The sequence below is a fragment of the Gilliamella sp. B3172 genome (assembly GCF_026536465.1).
In the GTDB taxonomy this organism is placed as follows: Bacteria; Pseudomonadota; Gammaproteobacteria; order Enterobacterales; family Orbaceae; genus Gilliamella.
The window spans coordinates 46,031-69,911 of record NZ_JAFNOA010000005.1; the positions used below are offsets into that span (position 1 = coordinate 46,031).

19 protein-coding genes and 1 tRNA gene are annotated in these 23,881 nt (G+C 36.4%); 16 read left to right on the forward strand and 4 right to left on the reverse strand.

The window, feature by feature from the left end; all coding sequences use genetic code 11:
• Positions 1-111 precede the first annotated feature (111 nt).
• The 5 genes from J3U37_RS07145 to J3U37_RS07165 all read left to right on the forward strand — a co-directional run bounded on the left by J3U37_RS07145 (position 112) and on the right by J3U37_RS07165 (position 3,545).
• On the forward strand, positions 112-324 hold the full coding sequence (locus J3U37_RS07145; protein WP_267374024.1) for a hypothetical protein: 213 nt from the start codon (positions 112-114) through the stop codon (positions 322-324).
• Positions 324-560, forward strand: a complete 237-nt coding sequence (locus J3U37_RS07150) for a hypothetical protein (RefSeq protein WP_267336117.1) — start codon at positions 324-326, stop codon at positions 558-560. The genes J3U37_RS07145 and J3U37_RS07150 overlap by 1 nt, the downstream gene beginning before the upstream one ends.
• A gap of 520 nt (positions 561-1,080) precedes the next feature.
• Positions 1,081-1,686, forward strand: a complete 606-nt coding sequence (locus tag J3U37_RS07155) for a hypothetical protein (RefSeq protein ID WP_220217470.1) — start codon at positions 1,081-1,083, stop codon at positions 1,684-1,686.
• Between the two features lie 600 nt (positions 1,687-2,286).
• The gene (locus J3U37_RS07160; protein WP_267374026.1) at positions 2,287-2,889 is read left to right on the forward strand and encodes a hypothetical protein; all 603 of its coding nucleotides are present in this window, start codon (positions 2,287-2,289) and stop codon (positions 2,887-2,889) included.
• Between the two features lie 146 nt (positions 2,890-3,035).
• Positions 3,036-3,545 carry a hypothetical protein gene (locus J3U37_RS07165; RefSeq protein ID WP_220217468.1) on the forward strand — a complete coding sequence of 170 codons (510 nt, stop codon included), beginning with the start codon at positions 3,036-3,038 and terminating at the stop codon, positions 3,543-3,545.
• A gap of 277 nt (positions 3,546-3,822) precedes the next feature.
• Here the strand turns inward: J3U37_RS07165 and J3U37_RS07170 are convergent.
• A tRNA-Val gene (locus J3U37_RS07170) sits at positions 3,823-3,899 on the reverse strand.
• A gap of 293 nt (positions 3,900-4,192) precedes the next feature.
• Between J3U37_RS07170 and recQ the strand changes: the two genes are divergently transcribed.
• The 7 genes from recQ (at position 4,193) to ruvB (ending at position 13,516) form a co-directional block, all read left to right on the forward strand.
• The gene (gene recQ / locus J3U37_RS07175; protein WP_267374028.1) at positions 4,193-6,022 is read left to right on the forward strand and encodes a DNA helicase RecQ; all 1,830 of its coding nucleotides are present in this window, start codon (positions 4,193-4,195) and stop codon (positions 6,020-6,022) included.
• Between the two features lie 112 nt (positions 6,023-6,134).
• On the forward strand, positions 6,135-7,352 hold the full coding sequence (locus J3U37_RS07180) for a hypothetical protein (RefSeq protein ID WP_366518675.1): 1,218 nt from the start codon (positions 6,135-6,137) through the stop codon (positions 7,350-7,352).
• Positions 7,353-7,525: 173 nt separating this feature from the next.
• Complete coding sequence (locus tag J3U37_RS07185; RefSeq protein ID WP_366518677.1) at positions 7,526-8,701, forward strand: M20 family metallopeptidase; 1,176 nt, start codon at positions 7,526-7,528, stop codon at positions 8,699-8,701.
• Between the two features lie 466 nt (positions 8,702-9,167).
• A complete protein-coding gene (dnaX, locus tag J3U37_RS07190) occupies positions 9,168-11,258 on the forward strand; it encodes a DNA polymerase III subunit gamma/tau (RefSeq protein ID WP_267374030.1) in 2,091 nt (696 codons plus the stop codon).
• A 33-nt stretch (positions 11,259-11,291) separates the two neighbouring features.
• Positions 11,292-11,630, forward strand: coding sequence for a YbaB/EbfC family nucleoid-associated protein (locus J3U37_RS07195; RefSeq protein ID WP_220217463.1), 339 nt, complete (start codon positions 11,292-11,294; stop codon positions 11,628-11,630).
• 259 nt (positions 11,631-11,889) lie between these two features.
• Positions 11,890-12,498, forward strand: a complete 609-nt coding sequence (ruvA, locus tag J3U37_RS07200) for a Holliday junction branch migration protein RuvA (RefSeq protein WP_220217462.1) — start codon at positions 11,890-11,892, stop codon at positions 12,496-12,498.
• Between the two features lie 13 nt (positions 12,499-12,511).
• Positions 12,512-13,516 (forward strand): Holliday junction branch migration DNA helicase RuvB, encoded by a 1,005-nt coding sequence (gene ruvB, locus J3U37_RS07205; RefSeq protein WP_267374032.1) that lies wholly within the window; start codon positions 12,512-12,514, stop codon positions 13,514-13,516.
• A gap of 99 nt (positions 13,517-13,615) precedes the next feature.
• On the opposite strand, the gene cysK is transcribed toward ruvB, so the two are convergent.
• The 3 genes from cysK to yfbV all read right to left on the reverse strand — a co-directional run bounded on the left by cysK (position 13,616) and on the right by yfbV (position 15,747).
• Positions 13,616-14,581, reverse strand: a complete 966-nt coding sequence (gene cysK / locus J3U37_RS07210; RefSeq protein ID WP_220217460.1) for a cysteine synthase A — start codon at positions 14,579-14,581, stop codon at positions 13,616-13,618.
• Positions 14,582-14,769: 188 nt separating this feature from the next.
• Complete coding sequence (gene priC / locus J3U37_RS07215) at positions 14,770-15,279, reverse strand: primosomal replication protein PriC (protein ID WP_267374035.1); 510 nt, start codon at positions 15,277-15,279, stop codon at positions 14,770-14,772.
• 12 nt (positions 15,280-15,291) lie between these two features.
• Positions 15,292-15,747 carry a terminus macrodomain insulation protein YfbV gene (yfbV, locus tag J3U37_RS07220; protein WP_267374037.1) on the reverse strand — a complete coding sequence of 152 codons (456 nt, stop codon included), beginning with the start codon at positions 15,745-15,747 and terminating at the stop codon, positions 15,292-15,294.
• A gap of 194 nt (positions 15,748-15,941) precedes the next feature.
• On the opposite strand from yfbV, the gene J3U37_RS07225 reads away from it, so the two are divergent.
• From J3U37_RS07225 to J3U37_RS07240, 4 genes are all read left to right on the forward strand, one after another.
• A complete protein-coding gene (locus tag J3U37_RS07225; RefSeq protein ID WP_220217457.1) occupies positions 15,942-17,147 on the forward strand; it encodes an acetate kinase in 1,206 nt (401 codons plus the stop codon).
• Between the two features lie 69 nt (positions 17,148-17,216).
• Positions 17,217-19,367: a phosphate acetyltransferase gene (gene pta / locus J3U37_RS07230; protein WP_220217456.1), complete on the forward strand. Its 2,151-nt coding sequence runs from the start codon at positions 17,217-17,219 to the stop codon at positions 19,365-19,367.
• 419 nt (positions 19,368-19,786) lie between these two features.
• Positions 19,787-20,263, forward strand: coding sequence for a toxin-activating lysine-acyltransferase (locus J3U37_RS07235; protein WP_267374040.1), 477 nt, complete (start codon positions 19,787-19,789; stop codon positions 20,261-20,263).
• 135 nt (positions 20,264-20,398) lie between these two features.
• Positions 20,399-23,743: an autotransporter outer membrane beta-barrel domain-containing protein gene (locus J3U37_RS07240; RefSeq protein WP_267374042.1), complete on the forward strand. Its 3,345-nt coding sequence runs from the start codon at positions 20,399-20,401 to the stop codon at positions 23,741-23,743.
• Positions 23,744-23,881 lie beyond the last annotated feature (138 nt).

Below are 23,881 nucleotides of genomic sequence, written 5' to 3' on the forward strand. Positions count from 1 at the left end.
AATGGTATTGAAGAACACACAGGAGCAGTTTGGCAAGCTATGTCACGCAAAATGAATGTTCAATCTTAAATGATAATTTTCATACCATTCACGAAAAATAAAGGAGATGGTATGAAAAAATTTGTATTGCTTGGATTGATTGAGGTTATTTTAACTGGTTGTGGTGATAATAAAGTTACTAATGAGTATTTAGTCGGTAACTGGGATTGTAATGAAGAAAAATATGAAAGCAAGTACAATTCAAAATTTAAAGAATATGAAGACTATTATTTAGAAAGTGGTGAACAATTTAAACACCCCTATAAAATCGTTGATGGCTTTTAATGTTAAAATTGCCTAGCGATGAAGTTGTTGAAGCTGACTCAAATAAAACTTATACACAGCCAACTATAGAAGGTAAACAAAATGATTGTGAATATAAAATAAATCGAAGTTTGATAAAAAATTCCATCAACAAATTTACTTTTGACATTGAGATGTTTTTAACTTGCTCAAATGAAAAAGGAGAGGCGAAAAAATCAAAAAGCCAAATAAAAAGAATCTGCACTAGAACAAAATAAGACCCTGTAAATAAATTTGTGTATTTGTCTATTTTTGAACTACTCTAATGAGTAAAAAACAGGTAGATAAAAATGGACTAAAAAAAGACAAAAAAGCATGACTAAATTGTGGTTGTCATTGTTCGTTATTTATAAACTGTATATTAGTAAGTTTGATAATCACGTTTTTTCATCTATTCAATACAAACAATATGAATATAGCCATCAAAAAAAACTCGATAATTACCAACGCTTAACCTGTGTTGATATTTATAATTAGTTAAGGATTTTGCATTAGTACAATTCGGCATATTAACTAGCTCATCAGTTTTATGGAAAGAACGTTAATTAAGAGATTTTTTCAGAATTAAAAATAAAATTTAACAGCATCAAGTTAAATTGAAAATGTTAAAATTTGTGTTTGTTCCTGCATGTTAATTAAAGCTATACCTTAACATAAATTTTAAAATGTCGTTTCAAATGATAATAAATGTGTTATTTTATATAAAGTGGTTTTCCACCATTATATAGGAAATAATTGATGGTTAGATTAGTCAAAATTTTTGTTGTCACTATGATTGCTTTCAATGTAGCGTCTTGTTCGAGTGACGGTGAGTTATGCGTGTTTGGTACATGGGTTAGTGAAGATTCTAATTATAAAAGGAAATATTGGCGATCGACTTTATGGAATAAATCTAAAGCTTCAAAGCATGATTTAGAAAAATGTAATCAAGAAGCAGAAAATATAAAGGTTAATCTTGAAAAGATCTTCCTCGATATATGTTCAACTGGGCATATATCTCAAGAGAATTTAGCATATGCAATCTCGATTCAGCACAATTATCTTGAGGGTTATCATTTTGGTAAAGACTCTGAAGAGATGAAAGGAACTATAGATCAGATTTTCACCAGATTTTTCATAAACAACGACAGTAAAAAAGCTTCTGAAGCTTATAAACTAAAACTGGCGTGCGCTCGTTATATACCAAAAGATGGTATTTACTATGATTATAAAGTTGTAGGTCCCGATTCTCTATTTTATAAAAGTTTTAATGAGTATAATTTTGAACAATGTATGCTTAAAAATAACTTTGAGCTAATTGTACCCACTAAAAAGACAACATACTGCAAGGGCATTATGTGGTAAATTTATGTGGGTAATCTTATGAGCTAATTTATTGTTATAACTGAGCGCTTTAGTTAAATAAAACTAATGTTTCTTAAAAGTTTTACAACAAACTATTTAAAGCATAATCGAGTAAGTACTCAATTTATGGAAATGAAGGACGCAAAAGTTTACTATAAAATAGTATGAGTTTTACCCTAGAAAAAAACGAGGTGATGATGAATTCTTGCTAAGCCTTTTCGGATAAGGCTTTAGAATGGTACGCCCGGGTGGACTCGAACCACTGACCCCCACCATGTCAAGATTAAGTCCTAATTTAGATTATATTTAAATAAATCAATTAATTATAATTTATTTACATGTGCATAAAAACAGTGATTTGAGTTAAAAAAGATATTAAAGATATCAATAACTTAGGTAGAGTTTTACCCCACCTAAATTACGATTTGAGCGTGCGGAACTTCTACTCATTCAATGTGATTTTTAGTATAAACCTTTAAAATATTGTTGATATATAGATAATATTTATCTAAAAACTTAAACCTTTGCTGATAAAGTATTGTCCTAAATGAGAATATTAATATAAAATCTATTTTACATGAATTATTTAGGAAATAATTAATGGCTAAATTAATAAGAATTTTTATTTTAACGCTGATGGTTATTAGCGTGAACTCCTGTTCAAGTAGAGGCGATTTATGTTTGTTTGGCTATACTGACAGTGAATTTCCAGATTATGATAAAAAATATTGGCGATCAGTTGTAAAGAATAGAGCAAAAGCTTCAAAAAGTGATCTTGAAAAATGTAATCAAGAAACAGAAAATACAAGACTAATTATGGTTAATATCTTTACCGAGTTGTGTTCAAGTGGGCATATATCTCAGGAAAATTTACCTAATGCAATTGCGATTCAGCACAATTATCTTGAAAACCGTTTTAGATCAAGACCTAAAAATTTGATAGGAACAACGGACCAAATTTTTCTCCGGCTCTTAGGCGAAAATATCGAAAATAAACCGCTTAATGCAGATATACTTCATAAAGCATGTGCTCGTTTTATACCCCAAAATAACACATTTTATCATTATCAAGGAATAGGTCCCGATACTCTTTTCTTCGAATTTTTTAATAAGTATCATTTTGAACAATGTATGCGCAGAAATAACTTTGAGTTAATTACTCCTACAAAAACAGAGAGATGGTGTAAGGGAGTTATGTGGTAAATTTGCTATGCTATTATTTCGCTTTAGTTAATTTGGCCTGTTGTTTTAATTGGACTTAACTGCATTAATGACAACTTTAGACTTTGCGATATAAAAGTCTGGGACTTGCTTACTCAATCAATTCTATATCGACAGCATGAAGCTTTATGCATTTAACTTTATTCCCCGTAAATACTTTATTGAGAGATATCGATTGCAATAAATTAGAAATCAATTTCTTAAACACTACCGGTAAGGATACTCTGCCTTTTTGTGAATTTAACACAGTAAACCCTTTTAGTCATAAAGTTGATAGAAAAAAATTTCAAGATAATTTGCATACATTGCAGGATAAAATTATAGAAGGCTTTAAAAAACAGACTCCTAAAGATTTAGATGAATACACAGTATTGCAAGATGTTTATAAAAATAATAATGAATTGTTCTTTAAATTAACCATAAAAAATACTTCAATAAAAGACTCTAATGATGAAACATTAAAAGCTTTTTTAACCGTATTTGCGGTAGATAAATACTGTAATATTGATAAGTCTGACAATAAAGTACTGCAACGTATAAAATTTATATTCTCAAATGGGGCATCTTATGTATATTCTATTGATAATGGAGAGCCTCTAATCATTCATGTGGATAATAGTAATTGCCAAAAACAATGAAATAAATTGAGAAGCATATTTAATTAAAATAAAAATGAGCCTGAACTAAAGTTGGGCTTTTTATTGTTTTACTAAGAATCAAGGCGCCTAAAGTCGTTTTGTATTTTATTCATAATAAATTAATCTTCTAAAGTGTGAAGCAATGATGTGAAATTATGAATTAGTGGGTCGCAAAAATTTGCTAAAAATGGTGTGGGTTTTACCTCAGTTTTACCCCTTTAATAAAATTGAGGAAAAGATTAATTCTTTCGAGGCCTTTTCGTATAAGGCTTTAGAATGGTACGCCCGGGTGGACTCGAACCACTGACCCCCACCATGTCAAGGTGATGCTCTAACCAACTGAGCTACGGGCGTATATTTGAAACACGCAAATATTAGCTGGCAATTGGATTTGTAGCAAGTAAAAAAATTGAAAAATAGTTGAATTTTTAGTCTGTTGAATAAAATTGTATTTAAAATAAGCATTTTACGGTTAACTTTAAGATTAAATCTTAATATTGTCGATTATTTTTGGTGGTTGCAGAAAATTTTTCAGTATTATTTTTCAATTTTGGAATGAATAAAGGAATAAATATAAGTTGGCGGTAGTTTGTTATGCTTAAATTGGCTATACTCGCTGCATCAATTTATGCGTTATTTAGGTTAGTATGTCAATAAAAGATCAGATTGAAGATGTTTTACACAATACATTCGGTTATAAATCATTTAGAAATCAACAAAAAGAGATCATCGAGTCGATTATTGACGGTCGAGATATATTGACTATTATTCCTACCGGCGGGGGTAAATCGTTATGTTATCAAATTCCTGCTGTTTTGTTGCCTGGTACTGCATTAGTCATTTCACCGCTGATCTCTTTAATGAAAGATCAAGTCGATCAATTATTAGCTAATGGCATTTCGGCCGCATTTCTCAATGCCAGTCAATCTAATGTCGAGCAAAAACAGGTTATTGAAAAATATCTTAATAACAGTATCAAACTGCTTTATATTTCGCCGGAACGTTTAGCGTTATCCTCCTTTTCTTCTTTGATTGATACCCACCCGCCATCATTAATCGCAATTGATGAAGCGCATTGTATTTCACAGTGGGGGCATGATTTCAGGCCAGATTATCGGCAGTTACACCATTTATCCAATCGTTTTCCGCAAGTGCCGATTATTGCATTAACCGCGACTGCCGACAAAATGACCCAAACAGATATTATTCATCAACTTAATTTAGTTGATCCTTTGGTTGTGGTGCGTAGTTTTGATAGACCTAATATTCGTTATACTGTGGTTGAGAAATTTAATTTGACCAAACAACTTGTCTCGTTTATTGAAACGCAAAACGGTAATAGTGGCATTATTTACTGCTCGAGTCGATCTCGAGTTGAAGATATGACAACAAGACTTATCGCCAAAGGATTTTCGGCTATCGCTTATCACGCCGGATTAACCAATCATGAACGGCAAAATGCTCAAGAAAAATTTATAAAAGATGATGTACAAATTATTGTGGCTACCGTAGCTTTTGGTATGGGAATTAATAAACCCAATGTCCGATTTGTGGTGCATGCTGATTGCCCTCGAACTATTGAAAATTACTATCAAGAAACCGGCCGAGCAGGGCGTGATGGGGTACCGGCTGAAGCGCTTTTAATTTTTAATAATAATGATCTCAATTGGTATTATCGTCAAACAAACGAGAAAATGGATGGGCAACATAAAGACGTTGAACTGCATAAAATTAGTGCTATGGAATCTTTTGCTCAAAGTTTGACTTGTCGGCGAATTGTGTTGCTTAACTATTTTGGCGAAAATCGCAGTGAGCCTTGTAATAACTGTGATATGTGCCTTTATCCGCCTGAAATTTATAATGGGCTGGTTGATGCACAAAAAGTATTATCGTGTGTTTACCGTGTAGAGCAACGATTTGGCGCTCAATATATTGTAGATATTTTGCGTGGTTCAAAACGCTCAGCAATCTTAGAAAATGGTCATGAAAAATTGTCGGTTTATGGTATTGGTAAAACTCATCCGGCAGAGTATTGGTTAAGTGTTATTCGGCAACTGATTCATTTGGGGTATTTGCAACAAAATGTCTCAACCTATATCACTCTTCAACTTACCGAAAAAGCACGCCCAATCCTGCGAGGTGAAGTCGCCTTGTCGTTAGCAAAACCTCGATTAGAAATTGTTAAAAAGAGCCGTTTGAATCGCTATGCAAGATCAATTAATTTATCGACAATTTTGTCTTATGAAGAGAGGATATTATTTAATAATCTCAAACGATTGCGTAAAAGCATTGCCGATGCTGAAGATATTCCACCCTATATTGTGTTTAGTGATGCTACCTTGCTGGAAATGGTTCAAACCAAACCTGAAAGTAAAAAGCAACTGATCAATGTCACCGGTGTGGGTAATATCAAACTGGAAAAATATGGCAATCTTTTTTTAGATGAAATTAAGGAATTTATAATAAAAAATAGCTAACAATGTAAAAAATTTAAAATATAATACATTTTTTGGTCTAATTGATTAGCTTTATTTGATAGTGAAATAATCTTTAAAGTAAAATGGAGTTTTTATGTCACCGATGATTGACATGCCACAGATGCTGGCACTGGTCTTGTTACTTATCATTTTATATCTGGGCGATGTGGTTTCAACACGCACTAAAGCTTGGATTCCTTCTGTCTTCATTTGTGCAGTCTTATTTTTAATAGGTTACTGGACATTCTTTCCAAAAGATATTGTAGCCCGGGCGGGTATACCGCCAGTTGTTGCTGTCATGTTTATGTACCTGCTCATCGTTAATATGGGAACGCTATTATCAGTCAAAGAGTTATTGTTACAATGGAAAACCATATTAATCTCGTTAGCCGGTATTGCCGGAATCATTATTGTTGCCATTATAGTTGGTTATCTGTTCTTTGATTTTAATACGGTCGTTGTGGCTATTCCGCCGTTAGTTGGTGGGATTGTTTCAGCCATTATAATGGCGCAAGGTGCAACAGATGCCGGATTGGCAGATCTTGCCGTTTTTGCCATTATTATTTACGTCATGCAGGGCTTTGTCGGTTATCCGTTGACATCTATCATGCTTAAAAAAGAGGGACGCAGAGTACTGGAACTCTATCACGCTGGAAAATGGAATTCAAATAACGATCCCAAATCCCCTGTCGAAAAAGAAGAAGCCAATTCATTAGATGAAAACCCGATGCCAAAATTATTTGGCAAAATTCCTGCCAGTTATAACTCATCTTATTTTATCTTTTTACGGATAGCTATTGTCGGGTTCTTAGCTTATTTTGTTGCTGAAATTTTAAAACCATGGGTCAGTGTAAGCCCGTTTGTGTTGTGTTTATTATTTGGCGTCATTGCCTCTTCAATTGGTTTTTTAGAACGTCATCCATTAAAAAAAGCTGGTGGTTTTGGATTGGCAGTAATGGGGTTGATGTTATTTATTTTTGATACATTGAGCCGCGCAACGCCCGAAATGCTTGTTCGCCTTATTACGCCGTTAGTGGTTTTCATTCTTGCTGCGGTGGTAGGCATGTTCATTTTCTCAGTTGTAGTAGGTAAGATTTTAAATGTAAGTCGAGCAATGGCATTTTCTATAGCGCTTACTGCATTATATGGTTTTCCTGCTGACTATATTATTACTAACGAAGTCATTAATAATCTGTGTAAAAACCAAAAAGAAAAAGAGATTTTAACCAGCCATATGTTACCACCAATGTTAATCGGCGGGTTTATCTCGGTGACAATTGTATCAGTGGTTTTAGCAGGCATTATGGTCAATATGATTGTGAAAGCTTAAAGTTGCATCGTTATTTGATGTCATCTTTTTAGATTTATAGTAGAAGATGACGTCTTCGATACGCTTATAAATGCAGATGCTAATGGATTTAAACGCTGTCTGTATCATTTAAATTATCCGCTCTTAAATTGTGGTGATCGGATAAAAATTGGAATATTAAAGGTCGTACTATGATAAATCAAAATATAAAAACATTAGTTAAGCAAAACATTGCTGAGATGATCGCCTTTCGTCGTGATTTGCATCGTCATCCCGAATTGCCATGGGAAGAGTTTAGAACTACTGATAAAATTGCTGAAGAGCTGGATAAAATAGGCATCCCTTATCGTCGTACAGAGCCAACCGGTATTATTGCAGAAATTCAAGGTGGAAAACCAGGGAAAAGGATCTTGCTTCGCGCGGATATTGATGCGCTACCGGTGCAAGAATTAAGTCAAAATATCGATTATCAATCAACCATTGCCGGCAAAATGCATGCATGTGGACACGATACCCATGCCGCCATGTTGCTCACTGCGGCAAAAGCCCTTTATGCCATACGTGATCAGTTAAAAGGTCATGTCAGATTGGTTTTCCAGCCCGCTGAAGAGGTTGCACAAGGCGCAAAAGAGATGATAAAACAAGGTGTCCTTGAGAGTGTGGATAGTGCTTTTGGTATGCACATTTGGTCACAAACACCAGTTGGTAAAGTGTCTTGCGTGGTTGGTTCAAGTTTTGCTTCAGCAGATTTATTAACGGTGCGATTCAAGGGTAAAGGTGGTCATGGTTCAATGCCGCATGATACGGTTGATGCTGTTATGGTGGCATCCGCTTTTGTGATGAATGTACAATCGATTGTATCACGTGAAATTTCACCACTTGAACCTGCGGTGGTAACAATTGGCCGAATGGAGGTGGGTACTCGTTTTAACGTTATTGCTGAAAATGCGGTGTTAGAAGGGACAGTTCGTTGCTTTAATGTTGCCGTTCGTGACAAAATCGAAGCAGCTATTCGACGTTATGCTAATCAAGTTGCTGCCATGTATCGAGCAACGGCCGAAGTGGAATATATTTATGGCACTTTGCCGGTTATTAACGATAAAGAGAGCGCTTTGCTAGCGCAAAAAGTTATCGTAGAGTCATTTGGTGAAGAGGCGCTTTATTTTGAGCCGCCTACAACCGGCGGTGAAGATTTCAGTTACTACACTGAAAATATTCCGGGAGCATTTGCCTTAGTTGGCTCAGGTAATCCGGATAAAGATACCCAGTGGCCACATCATCATGGTTGTTTTAATGTTGATGAGGACGGTTTGGCAATTGGTGCAGAGTTTTATGCACAATATGCATGGGCATACCTCAATCAAAACTAATCATAAACAATCCAACCATTTATTGGTGGTTGGATTGTCTATATAAAGGTTAATTCTTTTAGGCTGAAAATAGAAAACGCCAGTTATTGCGTAGCAATTTTATCGTTATGGTTTTTACATCAGAAAGGTTTTAATCGGTTATTTGGCGCAATAATGACAGTCGTGACTAGTCAAAGCATGATTGAAATATCGTCATTTAACTTTTGAGCCATATGAGTTTATCTGGATAAAAAAATAAATCTGTTTAGCGGTAGTGTTAACAAAATTTAAAAATTTATTAAGCTATAAAACCCTATTTGATTTAAGTATCAAAGGGTAAAATCCTTGTCAAGAAGTTTCAGAAATACCCTACGTTTCAGTATAAAAATTATCAGATCTACAGCCCACTTAATCGGCAAATTAAAGACTAATTTAACTCTTTATGTTATTATTAGCGCAAATTTATTGGCAATATATAATGGTGATCATGAGTTATCAAGTTCTGGCGCGCAAATGGCGACCAAAATCATTTACTGAAGTGGTAGGACAGCAACATGTTCTTAAAATTTTATCAAATGCCCTTTCGTTAGGACGAGTTCATCATGCTTATCTATTTTCCGGCACACGAGGCGTGGGTAAAACGTCAATTGCACGATTATTAGCTAAAGGATTAAATTGTGAAAAAGGTATCACTGCAACCCCTTGTGGTGTTTGTGATAACTGTCGTGATATTGAACAGGGTCGATTTGTTGATTTACTTGAAATTGATGCCGCATCAAGAACAAAGGTTGAAGATACTCGTGAAATCTTAGATAACATTCAATATCTGCCAACCAAAGGCCGTTTCAAAGTTTATCTTATCGATGAAGTACATATGCTTTCTCGAAGTAGTTTTAACGCACTGTTAAAAACACTTGAAGAGCCGCCTGAACACGTTAAATTCCTATTGGCAACAACCGATCCGCAAAAACTGCCGATCACCATACTGTCTCGGTGTTTGCATTTACATTTAAATATGCTGGATACTTCTCTTATTGCCCAGCAATTAGCGCATATCTTGCAATTAGAAAAAATTGATAGTGAACCGAAAGCGTTACAGCTATTGGCTAAGGCGGCTAATGGCAGTATGCGTGATGCGTTAAGTTTAACCGACCAAGCAATCGCTTTAGGTAATGGTCAGGTTGATGCTGATTCGGTTGCGGCAATGTTAGGCACATTGGATAAATCTATCCCATTTTCGCTAATTGAAGCGCTTTATCATGGTGACGGCAATGCGATGATGCAACAAATTGAATCTGCGGCTATGCAAGGTGCAGATTGGGATAATTTGTTAGCAGAAAGTATCGCCTTATTACATCAAGTTGCGCTCCTGCAAATAGTGCCAACAGCATTAGGCGAATATACCGATAATGAGGAGCGAATACGATTTTTAGCTCAGTATATGGCACCTAATGATGTACAGCTGTTTTATCAAATTTTATTAATGGGTCGAAAAGAGCTTGCTTATGCGCCCGATAAAAAAATTGGTGCTGAGATGAGCTTTTTGCGCGCGTTAGCTTTTATGCCAAAAGCGGTTGGTGCTACACCAGCGGCAACCAATAACGCTAACTTTAATCAGCCGCAAGTTGCGCCAGCAAAGCAGGATCAGCCTGTGCACGTTCAACCTAAAATCGATAGCGAGGTTAAAGCCAAATTAGCTGCGCCTATAGCACCAACGCCCGCTTCTGCAAAACCGGCAACAACAAACGAGGCGTTATCTCAGGCTCAGTCTGGTGTAGCAAATAATAATGTAGAGCCTATGCAAAATGTTATGACAGCAGATCTATCGATTCCCGATGATGCACCGTCTCTTACCAAAAATATTTTAGAGATGCGCAGTAAATTAATAAAAGAGGAACAAACACCAAAAAAGTCTGAATTGGTTGATACTAATCAACCAAAAAACAGGTTGATTAAAAAGGTATCATCATCCGCAACACAATCCGAGCAATCAACCAATGCCAATGTTGATAGGCAAAGCGATAGTATCGAAAATGATGATGAGCCAGAAATCACCGCTGAAAACTATCAATGGCAATCTTGTGGGCTTGTTGAAACCAAAGATGAGTTAGCTATTGATACCAAATCATTTCGGGAATCGCTAAATGGTGATAAAACCCCCGAAATGATAAAAAAATTAATTGATGAAATGGCACAAAAAGATGCATGGTGTGCCGAAATTGAGCAGTTAGATATCGCGCCATTAATTAAACAAATTGCTATCAACTCTTATATTGAACAACTTGATGATGATAATGTTGTGTTACATATGCGCTCTTCGGTTAAACATCTCATTAACACATCAGTAAATACAGCGAAATTAGAAAAAGCTTTAAGTGATAAACGTCAACAAAATTTGAAAGTCAAAGTGATTATTGATGATAATCAAGCGATAAAAACGCCTTTAGAAATGCGTGAAGCGTTGTATCAACAAAAATTAGCGCAAGCGAAGCAAACTATCATCGAAGATCCAAAAGTTGCGATGATTTGTCAATGTTTTGAAGCAAAGATTGATGAAGCGAGTATTCGTCCTGTATAATCTAAGGCTAACTGTTATTAACGAGGAATAATTATGTTTTCAGGTGGAAAAGGTGGCTTGGGCAATTTAATGAAACAAGCCCAACAAATGCAAGCTAAAATGCAACAAGCTCAGGAAGAGATTGCCAAACTTGAAGTGACGGGTGAGTCCGGTGCTGGCATTGTTAAAGTGACTGTTAATGGTGCACATAACTGTAAACGTGTTGAAATCGATCCTTCACTTCTTACCGAAGATGATAAAGAGATGTTAGAAGATTTGATTGCGGCGGCCTTTAATGATGCGACCCGTCGCTTAGAAGAAGCGCAAAAAGAGAGAATGGCGCAAGTTACTGGTGGAATGCAATTACCGCCGGGCTTTAAAATGCCTTTTTAATTAATGCATTAACCTATTAATCCCATATTATTTTGCCGACTTATGTCGGCAAAATTGTTTTGGGTTTTCCTGTCTATTTATACAGTTTATCTTTATTAATTTTTTTCTATCAGGTAAACTAATCGATAATCATCAACGGTTAAAATTAAGTGATTAACATTTAAAAATATGCAGTGCAAATGCGTAAAACATTTAGCATATTTAGCAACGAATGTCACATCGCTTATATTATTCAACCCTAAATTATTAAGGATAAATTGTGATAGGTCGTTTACGTGGGATCATAATTGAAAAACAGCCACCCAAAGTGTTAATCGATGTTGGTGGTGTCGGTTACAATGTTTTTATGCCGATGACCTGTTTTTATGAGTTACCAGATAATGGGCAAGAAGTGATTGTTTTAACCCATTTTGTTGTGCGAGAAGATGCGCAATTGTTATATGGATTTAATCATGAACAAGAACGAGAGCTATTTCGTGAACTGATTAAAGTCAATGGTATTGGTCCCAAATTAGCTTTAGCAATTTTATCCGGCATGTCAGCAGCACAATTTATTGCAGCGGTCGAACAAGGTGAAATTAAAACCTTAGTCAAATTACCTGGCGTTGGGACGAAAACAGCAGAACGCTTAATTGTCGAAATGAAAGATCGTGTAAAAAATATTGGCGAAGGGTTATCATCATTAAAAACTGTGATTGAGCAAGGTGATGTTAAAAAATCGGCAAATCAAATTGAAAGCGAGGCTATTTCCGCGCTTATCGCTCTCGGTTATAAGCCTCAAGAAGCAAGCCGTATTATTAGCAAAGTGATCAAACCGGAAATGGATTGTGAAATGCTCATACGTGAAGCTTTAAAATCAGCATTATAGATAGGAAATAATTATGATCGAAGCAGATCGTTTAATTGCTCCACAAGCTCAGAAAGAAGAAGAATCGTTAGATCGTGCTATTCGTCCAAAATATTTAGACGAGTATATCGGACAACCGCAAGTTCGTGAGCAAATGAAAATCTTTATACAAGCGGCTAAGCAGCGTTGTGATGCGCTTGATCATGTTCTGATCTTCGGCCCGCCGGGGCTGGGCAAAACAACGTTAGCCAATATTGTTGCCAATGAAATGAAGGTTAATTTACGTACCACTTCCGGACCTGTCTTAGAAAAAGCCGGTGATTTAGCGGCAATGCTGACCAATTTAGAGCCGAATGATGTCCTTTTTATTGATGAAATTCACCGCCTTTCGCCTGTTGTTGAAGAGATTTTGTATCCGGCAATGGAAGATTACCAGCTAGATATCATGATAGGTGAAGGGCCGGCGGCTCGTTCGATTAAAATTGATCTGCCACCTTTCACGTTAATTGGTGCCACGACTCGAGCCGGATCGCTAACTTCGCCTTTACGTGATCGTTTTGGCATTGTTCAGCGCCTTGAATTTTATCGTGTTGAAGATTTAGAGTATATCGTTGGTCGCAGTGCTAAATTTTTAGGTATGGACTTATCGAGTGAAGGTGCCCACTTAATTGCTAAACGCTCTCGAGGTACGCCTCGTATTGCCAATCGTTTATTACGCCGTGTTCGTGATTACGCTGATGTTAAATCAAAAGGTATTATCGATGAAAAGATAGCAACCTTAGCATTGGATATGCTTGATGTTGATAATGAAGGATTTGACTATATGGATCGTAAACTTTTACTTGCCATTATTGAAAAATTCATGGGAGGCCCGGTAGGTTTGGATAATATTGCTGCGGCAATTGGTGAAGAGCGGGAAACGATCGAAGATGTGCTTGAACCGTTTTTAATTCAACAAGGCTATATTCAAAGAACACCACGAGGTCGAATTGCTACACCACACGCTTATCGGCATTTTGGCATTATTTATGAAAGCTAATTGATTATTTTTTAAATTAGGTTAGCAAATCATTATAAAGACTAATTAAACCGAAAAAGCGCAATAATAGATTTATTGCGCTTTTTTGGTGAATAATAATTAACCTAGCTCTTTTTCAGTAAAAATGCCACTAAATAAGTCAGTACTTAAATAGCGTTCACCGGAAGAAGGCAAAATCACAACAATGGTTTTATTGGCATTTTCAGGTAACTTCGCTAGTCTATCAGCGGCAAATACGGCTGCCCCTGATGAGATGCCGGCTAAAATACCTTCTTTTTCCATTAAGATACGAGCTGTATCAATGGCTTCTTCATTAGATACTTTTTCGACTAAATCAACTAAGCTTAAATCGAGATTCGACGGAATAAATCCGGCACCAATACCTTGGATTTTATGTGGACCCGGTTTTATAGGCTCGCCCGCTAATGCTTGCGAAATAACTGGGGAGTTAGTTGGCTCGACAGCCACGGCTGTAATATTTTTTCCTTGAGTTTTTTTAATAAAACGGCTTACCCCGGTAAATGTACCGCCAGTGCCTACACCGGCAATAAAAATATCTATTTGGCCGTCAGTGTCTAACCAAATTTCAGGTCCGGTGGTTTTTTCGTGGATTTCGGGATTAGCTGGATTGCTAAATTGTTGTAGCATAATATTGCGTTGCGGATTGCTGGCAACGATCTCTTCGGCTTTTTCAATTGCCCCTTTCATGCCTTTCGCAGCTTCGGTTAATACCAGATTAGCACCTAACGCTTTTAACAATTTTCGGCGTTCAATGCTCATACTTTCTGGCATTGTTAAGGTTAATTTATAACCACGAGCAGCGGCTACTGCTGCAAGAGCGATACCGGTATTACCGCTGGTTGGTTCAACTAATTCAACATCGGGGGTTAATAAGCCACGTTTTTCAGCATCCCAAATCATGTTTGATGCAATTCGACATTTAACACTGAAACTCGGGTTACGTGATTCCACTTTGGCTAAAATGTTACCATGACCAAAATGCTTTAATCGCACCAAAGGCGTGTGGCCAATAGTTTGTGAATTATCATCAAATATTTTACTCATATCAGAATCCTTATTAAAAAACATTAAACGGAACAACACCAAAGTATTACCACAAATTATCGTTAGTATTATAAATATAACTCAAAAAGATGATACTAATTAATAATTATATCAATATGCATTTTGGTAATAAGCAGAATATAAACGCTAGCAATTCGATAAATAAATTGATTAGTATAAAGTGGTAATTACTTGGTATTACCCGCGCTTTCCATTTCTAACTCAATCGCCTCAATGGCTTTTTCGCAACGATAAATACGATTATCCAGTGTTGCGATTTTTACATGGTCAATAGATTCGGCTGATAGTTCCAGTTCATACTTCATCTCTTGTAATCGGCGTAGGTAATCAAGATGCCTTGAGTGTTTTTCATAAAGTGTTTCATGAAACACCGTATCGCTCTTGTTTTGGCGTAATTGGTGGGTGGCTAACTCTCGGGTTAGCGCAGTCATTTGATTGATCAGCTTGTCAGATAAAAAGGTCATCTGTTCAAGCTTATTGGAATGTACACTATCGCACAATGCCTGATAGGTTAGCTTAATTTTTTCTAAGTAATAATCACAGTTAGTGGCGATTTTAGGCTGATTAAACAGTTGTTCATCAAAATAGTGCTCTTGAAAAGGTTGTTGATCTGATAGTTTGATCTGTTGTTCAAGAGCCGTAATTTGCGCATCTAATTGGGCTAGAAATTTTTGCATTGTTTTTTAATCTTAAATATCAAGCTTATTGTCATCATCTTGACCAAAATAGCTGCCAAAATGGGTTTTTGATAGTTTAATTAGCTTCATGAAAGATTCAAATGTTAATTTTTCACGGTTGTTTTTATTTTCTTCGATTACTTTTTTTTCAATAAGCTGAGCTTTGATGTGATTATAACAGTCCACCAAATTGAGCGGTAACGGGGATTGCGATCGTTTACCCAACCAACAGATACCTTGAATAGGTAAACTCAGTGCAAAAAGAATAGTTATCACTGTTACGGCTAATTGTGCCGGCATAAAATATTGCCAAACAGCAATAAAAACAATGATAGGCGGTAAATATTTTTTTGCGGTTTTTATGTGGTTTATGATTTTTAATTCAGGAAAAGAATAAGAAAGCGCTTTATCCATTGGACAAAGCGCCATATATCTTTGACCTGCCTTAAAATTTTTAATTAAATTCATCTGTTGGGGATTCCTCGACATTCGTATTTTATTGTCTTAAAATAGTGCCATTCAAATTGGGGACTCTCTTTATTCTATCTCAAAACACAAGATATCAGAAGTCACCTTATAAAATCGCATCGATTGTTAAATCATGTGTTGAGTTACCAATTTTGATTGGTATATATCTTTTTATTCAATATATAGGAATTACTATGTCATCAAGTAATAACGCTCTTGTTCTTAACTGTGGAAGTTCATCATTAAAATTTGCCATTATTAACCCTGAAAATGGTGATGAGTTTTTATCTGGGTTAGCTGAATGTTTTAATCTTCCTGATGCTCGTATTAAGTGGAAACTTGATGGTGTTAAGAACGAAGCTTCTTTAGGTGCAGGTGCTGCACACAGTGAAGCAATTAAGTTTATTGTTAATAGCATCTTCCCACAAAAACCAGAATTATTAGATAGTATTAAATCTATTGGTCACCGAATTGTACATGGTGGTGAAAAATACACTCAATCTGTTGTGATTGACGATTCTGTTTTAAAAGGTATTGAAGAAGCCTCTGCCTTTGCACCACTACATAACCCTGCGCACTTAATTGGTATCCGTGAAGCGTTTGCTGCTTTCCCTCATTTAAAAGATAAAAATGTTGCTGTGTTTGATACTGCATTCCACACAACCATGCCGAAAGAAGCATACTTATATGCGATTCCAAACGAGCTTTACACTAAACACGGTGTACGTCGTTACGGTGCACATGGTACTAGCCACTATTATGTTAGCCGTGAAGCTGCTAGATTATTAAATAAACCTGTTGATGAAACTAATGTGATTACTTGTCACTTAGGTAATGGTGCATCTATTACTGCGGTTAAAAATGGTAAATGTGTTGAAACGTCTATGGGTCTAACGCCATTAGAAGGGTTAGTTATGGGGACTCGTAGTGGTGATATCGATCCCGCTATCATGTTCTTCTTACATGACAATTTAAATATGTCTGTTGCAGATATTAATAATCTTTTAAACAAAAAATCAGGTTTATTAGGTTTAACTGGTGTGAGCAGTGATTGCCGCTACGTGACTGATAACTATGACACAGATGAAAATGCTAAAAATGCTTTAGATGTTTTCGTTCATCGCTTAGTGAAATACATTGGTGGATATGCCATGTTATTAGACGGTCGTTTAGATGCAATTATCTTTACCGGTGGTATCGGTGAGAATGCTGAAGAAGTTCGTCGTATGGCACTTCAAAAATTATCTATTCTTGGATTTGAATTAGATCAAGAGCGCAACTTAGCTGCACGTTTTGGTAAAGGTGGTACAATCACTAAAGATGGTTCAGCAATTGCAATGGTAATTCCAACTAATGAAGAATTAGTCATTGCGCAAGATGCAGCGCGTCTAACTGCTTAAAAGACAAATAAAACCGCCTTCATGGCGGTTTGTTTTTATATTTAATAAAGAATTAAGAGGAAATCGATTATGTCTCGTACTATTATGCTCATTCCGACCGGAACCAACGTTGGGTTGACAGGTGTGAGCCTGGGTGTTATTCGAGCTATGGAGCGTCAAGGAATTAACCTAAATGTATTTAAACCGGTTGCTCAACCACGAGCAGGTGGCGATGCGCCAGATAATACCACCACTTTAGTTAGCCACAATACATCAATTCCGGCATTAAAACCGCTTAAAATGAGCCATGTTGAAAACTTGTTAGGTTTAAATCAACAAGATGTGCTTATGGAAGAAATTGTCGCTTTATATGCTGAAAATACGAAAGGCGCTGATGTCGTTTTAGTTGAAGGTATTGTACCAACCAGCGATTATCCTTTCGCAAATGAACTCAATAATAATATTGCTAAAACCCTTGGTGCTGAAATTATTTTTGTTGTTAACATGGGTAAAGATACGCCTGAACAACTTAAAGAGCGCATTGAAATTGCTCGTTCAAATTTTGGTGGCATTAAAAACGAAAAAATTGTGGGTGTTATTGTTAATAAAGTCAATGCACCGGTTGAAGAGCAAAGCCTTGCTCGTCCGGATGTAGCCGAAATCTATCATACCCCTAAATTTGATGATAAAAAAATTACCATTAAAGATTTAAGTGAACACAGCCCACTGCCAGTGTTAGGTTGTATTCCGTGGAATATCGATCTTAGCGCTTGCCGTGCTATTGATATTGCTAACCACTTTGATGCTAAAATCATTAATGAAGGGGGCATTAAAAGCCGCCGTATTAAACATGTTTCATTCTGTTCACGTAGCGTGCCTAACATCATCAGTCATTTACAACCAAATGCGCTGTTAGTTACCTCTGCTGACCGCTCAGATGTATTGGTGACTATCTGTTTAGCCGCAATGAATGGCGTTGCTATTGGTGGTGTATTATTAACGGGTGGCTATGAAATCGATGATACAATCTACAAGCTATGCCAACCAGCATTTGATACAGGATTGCCGGTATTTACTGTCCAAACCAATACTTTCCAAACATCAATCAATTTACAACAATTTAATTTAGAAATTCCGGTTGATGACAAAGAGCGTATGGAAAATACCCAAAACTTTGTTGCTGATCATATTGATACAAATTGGATTAAATCACTTAATGAAGTGGTAAATTCTGCACGTCGTTTATCGCCTCCGGCTTTCCGTTATCAATTAACTGAACTGGCACGTAATGCGAAAAAAGTGGTGGTTTTACCGGAAGGTGATGAGCCACGAACTGTTAAAGCAGCGGCAATTTGTGCTGAGCGTCATATTGCTAAATGTGTATTGCTTGGTAATCCTGATGAAGTTCGTAAAGTCGCCGCTCAACAGGGTGTGACTTTAGGTGAAGGTGTTGAAATTGTTGATCCGGAAACTATTCGTGAAAAATATGTTCCACGTTTAGTTGAACTGCGTAAAAACAAAGGTATGACTGAAGTTATCGCACGTGAGCAACTCGCTGATAATGTGGTACTTGGTACTATGATGCTGGAAGCTAACGAAGTTGATGGTTTAGTCTCTGGTGCAGTGCATACTACTGCTAATACCATTCGTCCGCCATTACAATTAATCAAGACAGCGCCGGGTAGTTCATTGGTATCATCTGTGTTCTTTATGTTAATGCCTGATCAAGTTTATATTTATGGTGACTGTGCGATTAATCCTGATCCAAATGCGCAAGAACTTGCTGAAATTGCGATTCAATCAGCCGATACTGCAATTGCCTTTGGCATCGAACCACGTGTTGCGATGATCTCTTATTCTACAGGTAGCTCCGGACAAGGTGCTGATGTTGAAAAAGTGAAAGAAGCGACCAAAATTGCTCAAGAAAAACGTCCTGATTTAATGATCGACGGACCTTTACAATACGATGCAGCGGTAATGCCTGATGTGGCTAAATCTAAAGCGCCTAACTCTCAAGTTGCCGGTAAAGCGACAGTGTTTATTTTCCCTGATCTTAATACTGGTAATACCACTTATAAAGCGGTACAACGTTCTGCCGATCTTGTGTCTATTGGACCAATGTTACAAGGCATGCGTAAACCTGTGAATGATTTATCACGTGGTGCGTTAGTTGATGATATCGTCTATACAATTGCCTTAACTGCAATTCAATCAGCACAAGAACAAAACGTTAATAAATAATCTTAACGAGTCAAATGTTGATAACCATAAGAGGTGAATATTTTCACCTCTTTTTATATCAATCTAATGGAACTTATAACATTTATTTTTGATTCCTACATTTTGTATAAAGATTTTCTTCACCAATTAAATTGGCATTTTATAGCTCACTCATAATTATAAACAAAGCGAGTTTTCCAGCGAATTGTGCCTAATGTTGCACAAAATGAATTTTTATTCATAAATAAAATATTTGAAAGAAGAGAAGCTGTTATGTTTGATCATAATACTGGCTTTTTAAATACTTTAACTACTTATAGCCAAAGTAATATGGAAAGAACCCACTTAACTTATTGATTATGATCATTATTATTTATTTAATGAAGTTTTGATCATTCTGTAATACAATTGTAAATAAAAGTTAACAATGGTAAAGCTATATGAATAGTGTTGCAAAAGACGTTATTAGAGTTATAGCACCTAGTTTATATCCAGATACCTTAAGTAATGAAGCCGAGGTGTTAGGGGCTATGATTTGGTTATGGAATCAAAATCCTAAATATAAAAATGTCGCTTTAGATTCGGCTTTAAGCATATTATTACCTATCATCCAATCTAAGAATTATGTTTTAGTTATTAAAAATAATCAGCCATTAGGTTATATTAATTGGGCTTATTTTAATAGCGAAGAAGAAGAACAATATCTTAATAAAGAAAAGCCTTACATCGATTTTGTAAAATATCATCATCCGGCGGCGACTAAACGCCTATGGATTTTATCCTTCTTTTGTCCATTTGGACTCAGGGATGTATTGTTAACGAAATCTATCTGTAAAAAAGTGTTGAAAAACAATCTTTGTTTCTTTGGTTATCACAAGTCAAAAGCTCAAACAGCCGTTAAAAAAGTTCAATGTTAGCATTTTACATTTTAGCTGCTGTCGATATCTATTTTTAATCTTGAATTTAAGATCTATCTAAAATAAATCATTGTCATTGTCGATTGTTACTAAGTGGTCGTACTTATTTTTATCATTAATTTGAAGGAAATTGATATGAACCAAATTTATCTAACAAAATTTAATGTTATCACCGGCACTACTGTAGTTTGTTCTGAATTAGCGCGACGTGCTAGTAAAGCGATGATAACTGTATGCGTTTTAGTTAGTTCTGCTTCAGCTTTTGCTCTAGATTGTACGGCGAGTGCCGATGGATCTTATTTAGTAGGGCAAAATAGCCCTAGCTGTAATAACATCAATGCCGCTACAGCCACCCAGTCAGGCAATGCAGGTTTTTACATCCTTACCAGAAGTAAATTACATGAACCCCTTTATGTGGGAGATACAACCCTGACCGCCAATGTTTTAGGTGATTATACCGCGCTTGGAAATCAATATACTTATGGCGTATCTGGCGGACGAATTGAGGCCGGTAATTTGAATTTCACTCTCAGCAACAACGGTAATATCTTCGGTCTTGCTACTTATCACAATGTTGACATAACGGCCAAAAATGTCGAGATGAATATAAACGACAATTATACACGAGGCCGTAATTCAAGCGGAGGTGTTGCTGCATATGGTATATTAGTTGGTTCTGCTGCAAATTCCGGTGAAAATGGTAATTATAATGGAAAATACAGTACAATTACCGTTGATAATTTGAAAATCAATCAGACCACTCAAGGCGGTAAAACTCAACCAATTTTAAATAACGGTATTCGTGCTATTCAAGGCGCTTATAATAATTCTGGCGAAGGTTCAGCCGGTCAAGTTATCGTTAATAATAATTTGGATATGACACTAACCGGAAACCGCTCAATCGGTATCTATGTTTCAGGCAATCAAACCAACCATGATGCTGCTGATAGTGTCGGTAGCCAAGGTCAATTGACACCTAAAGTGATCTTAAAAGGCGAAAAAAACACAATCACTATTAATAAAGGTAGCGATAATTCAATGCTTAAATGGGATAGCATTGGTGTTAAATTGGGGAAGACACGTAATACTGGTGAAGGTCCAGGAATTATTGAATCTTATGGAGAATTAACCATAGATACGACTAATGCTACAGAGGGTAGTGGTATAAAAATGGTTCGTAATTCTCAATTTAAAGCCGATTATAATAAAAGTTCAACCATTGTTAAAACCAATGGCTATGCGTTAGAAATTGGTACGCATGATGATGCAACGCCAAGTGGGGTGCTTGAACAAGCCGCATCGCATGGATTAAATGCCAGTTTTAAAGATGCCATATTTACTACTACCGGAACAAGTAACGATCCGGTTATCAGCAACTCTGTTGGACGTAAAGATCTGATTTTTGTCGATCAGGGGCAAATTGATACGCTCTTGACTTTTACTGGTGATAAAACCAATCTGACTGCTAACGATAGTGGCTATATTATTAATGTCAGTGGTAATTATTCTGCACCTAATTATGTATTCTACTCTAATACTTATGATTCTAGTGGGGTTGAACAAGGGCTAGATGCTTATCAAGGATCTTCTGTAACGTTTAACGCTTCAGGAAAAGGGAGTATGACTGGGTTGATCTCTAAAGGTGCGGTGAAAGTTGAAGAGGGGGAAGTCATTAATAATAACCTTACCCAAACACTCAATGTTAATTTAGCTGACGGTTTTAGCTGGAATTTGAAAAAGAAGGACAACGAGAACATCGCTAAATTTAATACTGTTATGCTAACAAATGGGGCAACAATTAATGGCGCTTTTGAAGATGCAGGTTCAAATGATTTTATTTTACAAGGTAATGTTGTTAGTGATTCCGGTCTGATTGATTTAGATAACACATCACATCATCAATATAATGATGTATTAACTATTGACGGCAACTATAGTGCTTCAAATGATGCTAAATTAAAAGTAAATACACTTTGGAATGAAACCACAACAAGGTCTGCAAATGATTCGCAATCTGATGTTTTAAAAATCACCGGTAGCGCTAGTGGTTTGACAAAAGTTATACCGATAAATTCCCAAGGTGTGGAAAATATTATTGATGGTAATATAAAGGAGGTTGCTGAAGTAATTAGCAGTGCAGCCTTCATTTTTGTTGGAACAGCTGGTAGTGGAAATAACTTTATTGGTGAAGCGCATACAAAAGGCGCCACTGAAGTTCAGTTAGCTAAACGACAAACAGCTAATGGCGATGAATATTTCTGGACAATGCAAGCCGCTACACCGCCAACACCGCCAACACCGCCAACACCGCCAACACCGCCAACACCACCAACACCGCCAACACCGCCAACACCGCCAACACCACCGACACCGCCAACGCCGCCAACACCACCGACACCGCCGACACCGCCGACGCCTCCAACACCGCCAACGCCGCCGACACCACCAACGCCGCCGACGCCAGCTAAGCCTATACCTATTTATGCAAGTCCAATAGCAGGTTATGTTGCTATGGCGAGAGTAAATCAGGAACAAGGGCTTTTAAGTATCAGTTCTTTACATGAACGTCGGGGAGAATACACGAATTTTGACTTGTCGAATTGTAACACTTGTGACGGCATCTTAAGCGAAACATGGGGCAGGTTAATCGGTAAACATTTAAAACAAGATGGTAAAAATCGGTTAAATGTCGATTCTGATATTTATGGATTTCAATTTGGGCATGATTTATTAAATAATATCAGTGATGACGGTAGCCATAACTATACTGGTATATATATAACTTACAGTAAAGGGCATACCGATTTTTCAGATAAATATCGAGCTGAGCATGGTTTAATTGCACACAATAAACGAACCGGTAAAGGGAAATCAGAGTCTGTAAGTTTGGGATTAACCAATACTTATTTCTCAATAAATAATAATTATTTGGATTTGGTCGGGCAGTTTTCCTATTTGCGCAATAAATATGAAGCTCGTAACGGTAACAATCCGCATGCTCAAAATGGTTGGGGAGTTGCGCTTTCTGCTGAAACAGGGCATTTATTCAAATTTTCTCAAAACGATAATGATTTAAATTATTGGATCATTGAGCCTCAAGCGCAACTTGTTTATCAACATGTCGATTTAGATAGTTTTACTGATAAATATCGTCGGGTAGATCAAAATAATCAAGATTTACTACGTGGACGAATTGGCGTTCGAATGGGAGATAATAATCAAACCGCAGAACAACAAATTACATCAATATACGCTATTGGTAATATTTGGTACGATTTTGTTAAACCAAGCCATGTCACAATAGGTAAAGATAGTATTAAAGAGAAATATGCTCGTACATGGGGCGAATTGGGCTTAGGTGCTAAAACCCCAATTGCGCAAAACCTCCATGTATATGGTGATGCTCGTTATGAACACGATCTGGGTAACACAAAGCGTCAGGGGTATCGAGGAAATATAGGTATAGAGCATAAATGGTAAATTGGATAATTCAATTTAGATCGAATTGATCGTTGCCAATTTATTCAATCTGATTATCTCAATATACGCAATGGCTTGTTATGCATTGCGTATATTTTTTGATAAAAAGACAAATGAAATTTGAAAATCAACAATGCT

Bases quoted from the DNA above. Each gene is read 5' to 3' on its own strand.
- dnaX (WP_267374030.1), top strand. From the start codon at position 9,168: ATGAGTTATCAAGTTCTGGCGCGCAAATGGCGACCAAAATCATTTACT.
- recQ (WP_267374028.1), top strand. From the start codon at position 4,193: ATGTCAATAAAAGATCAGATTGAAGATGTTTTACACAATACATTCGGT.
- J3U37_RS07180 (WP_366518675.1), top strand. From the start codon at position 6,135: ATGCCACAGATGCTGGCACTGGTCTTGTTACTTATCATTTTATATCTG.
- J3U37_RS07150 (WP_267336117.1), top strand. From the start codon at position 324: ATGTTAAAATTGCCTAGCGATGAAGTTGTTGAAGCTGACTCAAATAAA.
- J3U37_RS07195 (WP_220217463.1), top strand. From the start codon at position 11,292: ATGTTTTCAGGTGGAAAAGGTGGCTTGGGCAATTTAATGAAACAAGCC.
- priC (WP_267374035.1), bottom strand. From the start codon at position 15,279: ATGCAAAAATTTCTAGCCCAATTAGATGCGCAAATTACGGCTCTTGAA.
- ruvB (WP_267374032.1), top strand. From the start codon at position 12,512: ATGATCGAAGCAGATCGTTTAATTGCTCCACAAGCTCAGAAAGAAGAA.
- cysK (WP_220217460.1), bottom strand. From the start codon at position 14,581: ATGAGTAAAATATTTGATGATAATTCACAAACTATTGGCCACACGCCT.
- J3U37_RS07165 (WP_220217468.1), top strand. From the start codon at position 3,036: ATGCATTTAACTTTATTCCCCGTAAATACTTTATTGAGAGATATCGAT.
- J3U37_RS07225 (WP_220217457.1), top strand. From the start codon at position 15,942: ATGTCATCAAGTAATAACGCTCTTGTTCTTAACTGTGGAAGTTCATCA.
- J3U37_RS07160 (WP_267374026.1), top strand. From the start codon at position 2,287: ATGGCTAAATTAATAAGAATTTTTATTTTAACGCTGATGGTTATTAGC.
- pta (WP_220217456.1), top strand. From the start codon at position 17,217: ATGTCTCGTACTATTATGCTCATTCCGACCGGAACCAACGTTGGGTTG.
- J3U37_RS07235 (WP_267374040.1), top strand. From the start codon at position 19,787: ATGAATAGTGTTGCAAAAGACGTTATTAGAGTTATAGCACCTAGTTTA.
- J3U37_RS07240 (WP_267374042.1), top strand. From the start codon at position 20,399: ATGAACCAAATTTATCTAACAAAATTTAATGTTATCACCGGCACTACT.
- J3U37_RS07145 (WP_267374024.1), top strand. From the start codon at position 112: ATGAAAAAATTTGTATTGCTTGGATTGATTGAGGTTATTTTAACTGGT.
- yfbV (WP_267374037.1), bottom strand. From the start codon at position 15,747: ATGAATTTAATTAAAAATTTTAAGGCAGGTCAAAGATATATGGCGCTT.
- J3U37_RS07155 (WP_220217470.1), top strand. From the start codon at position 1,081: ATGGTTAGATTAGTCAAAATTTTTGTTGTCACTATGATTGCTTTCAAT.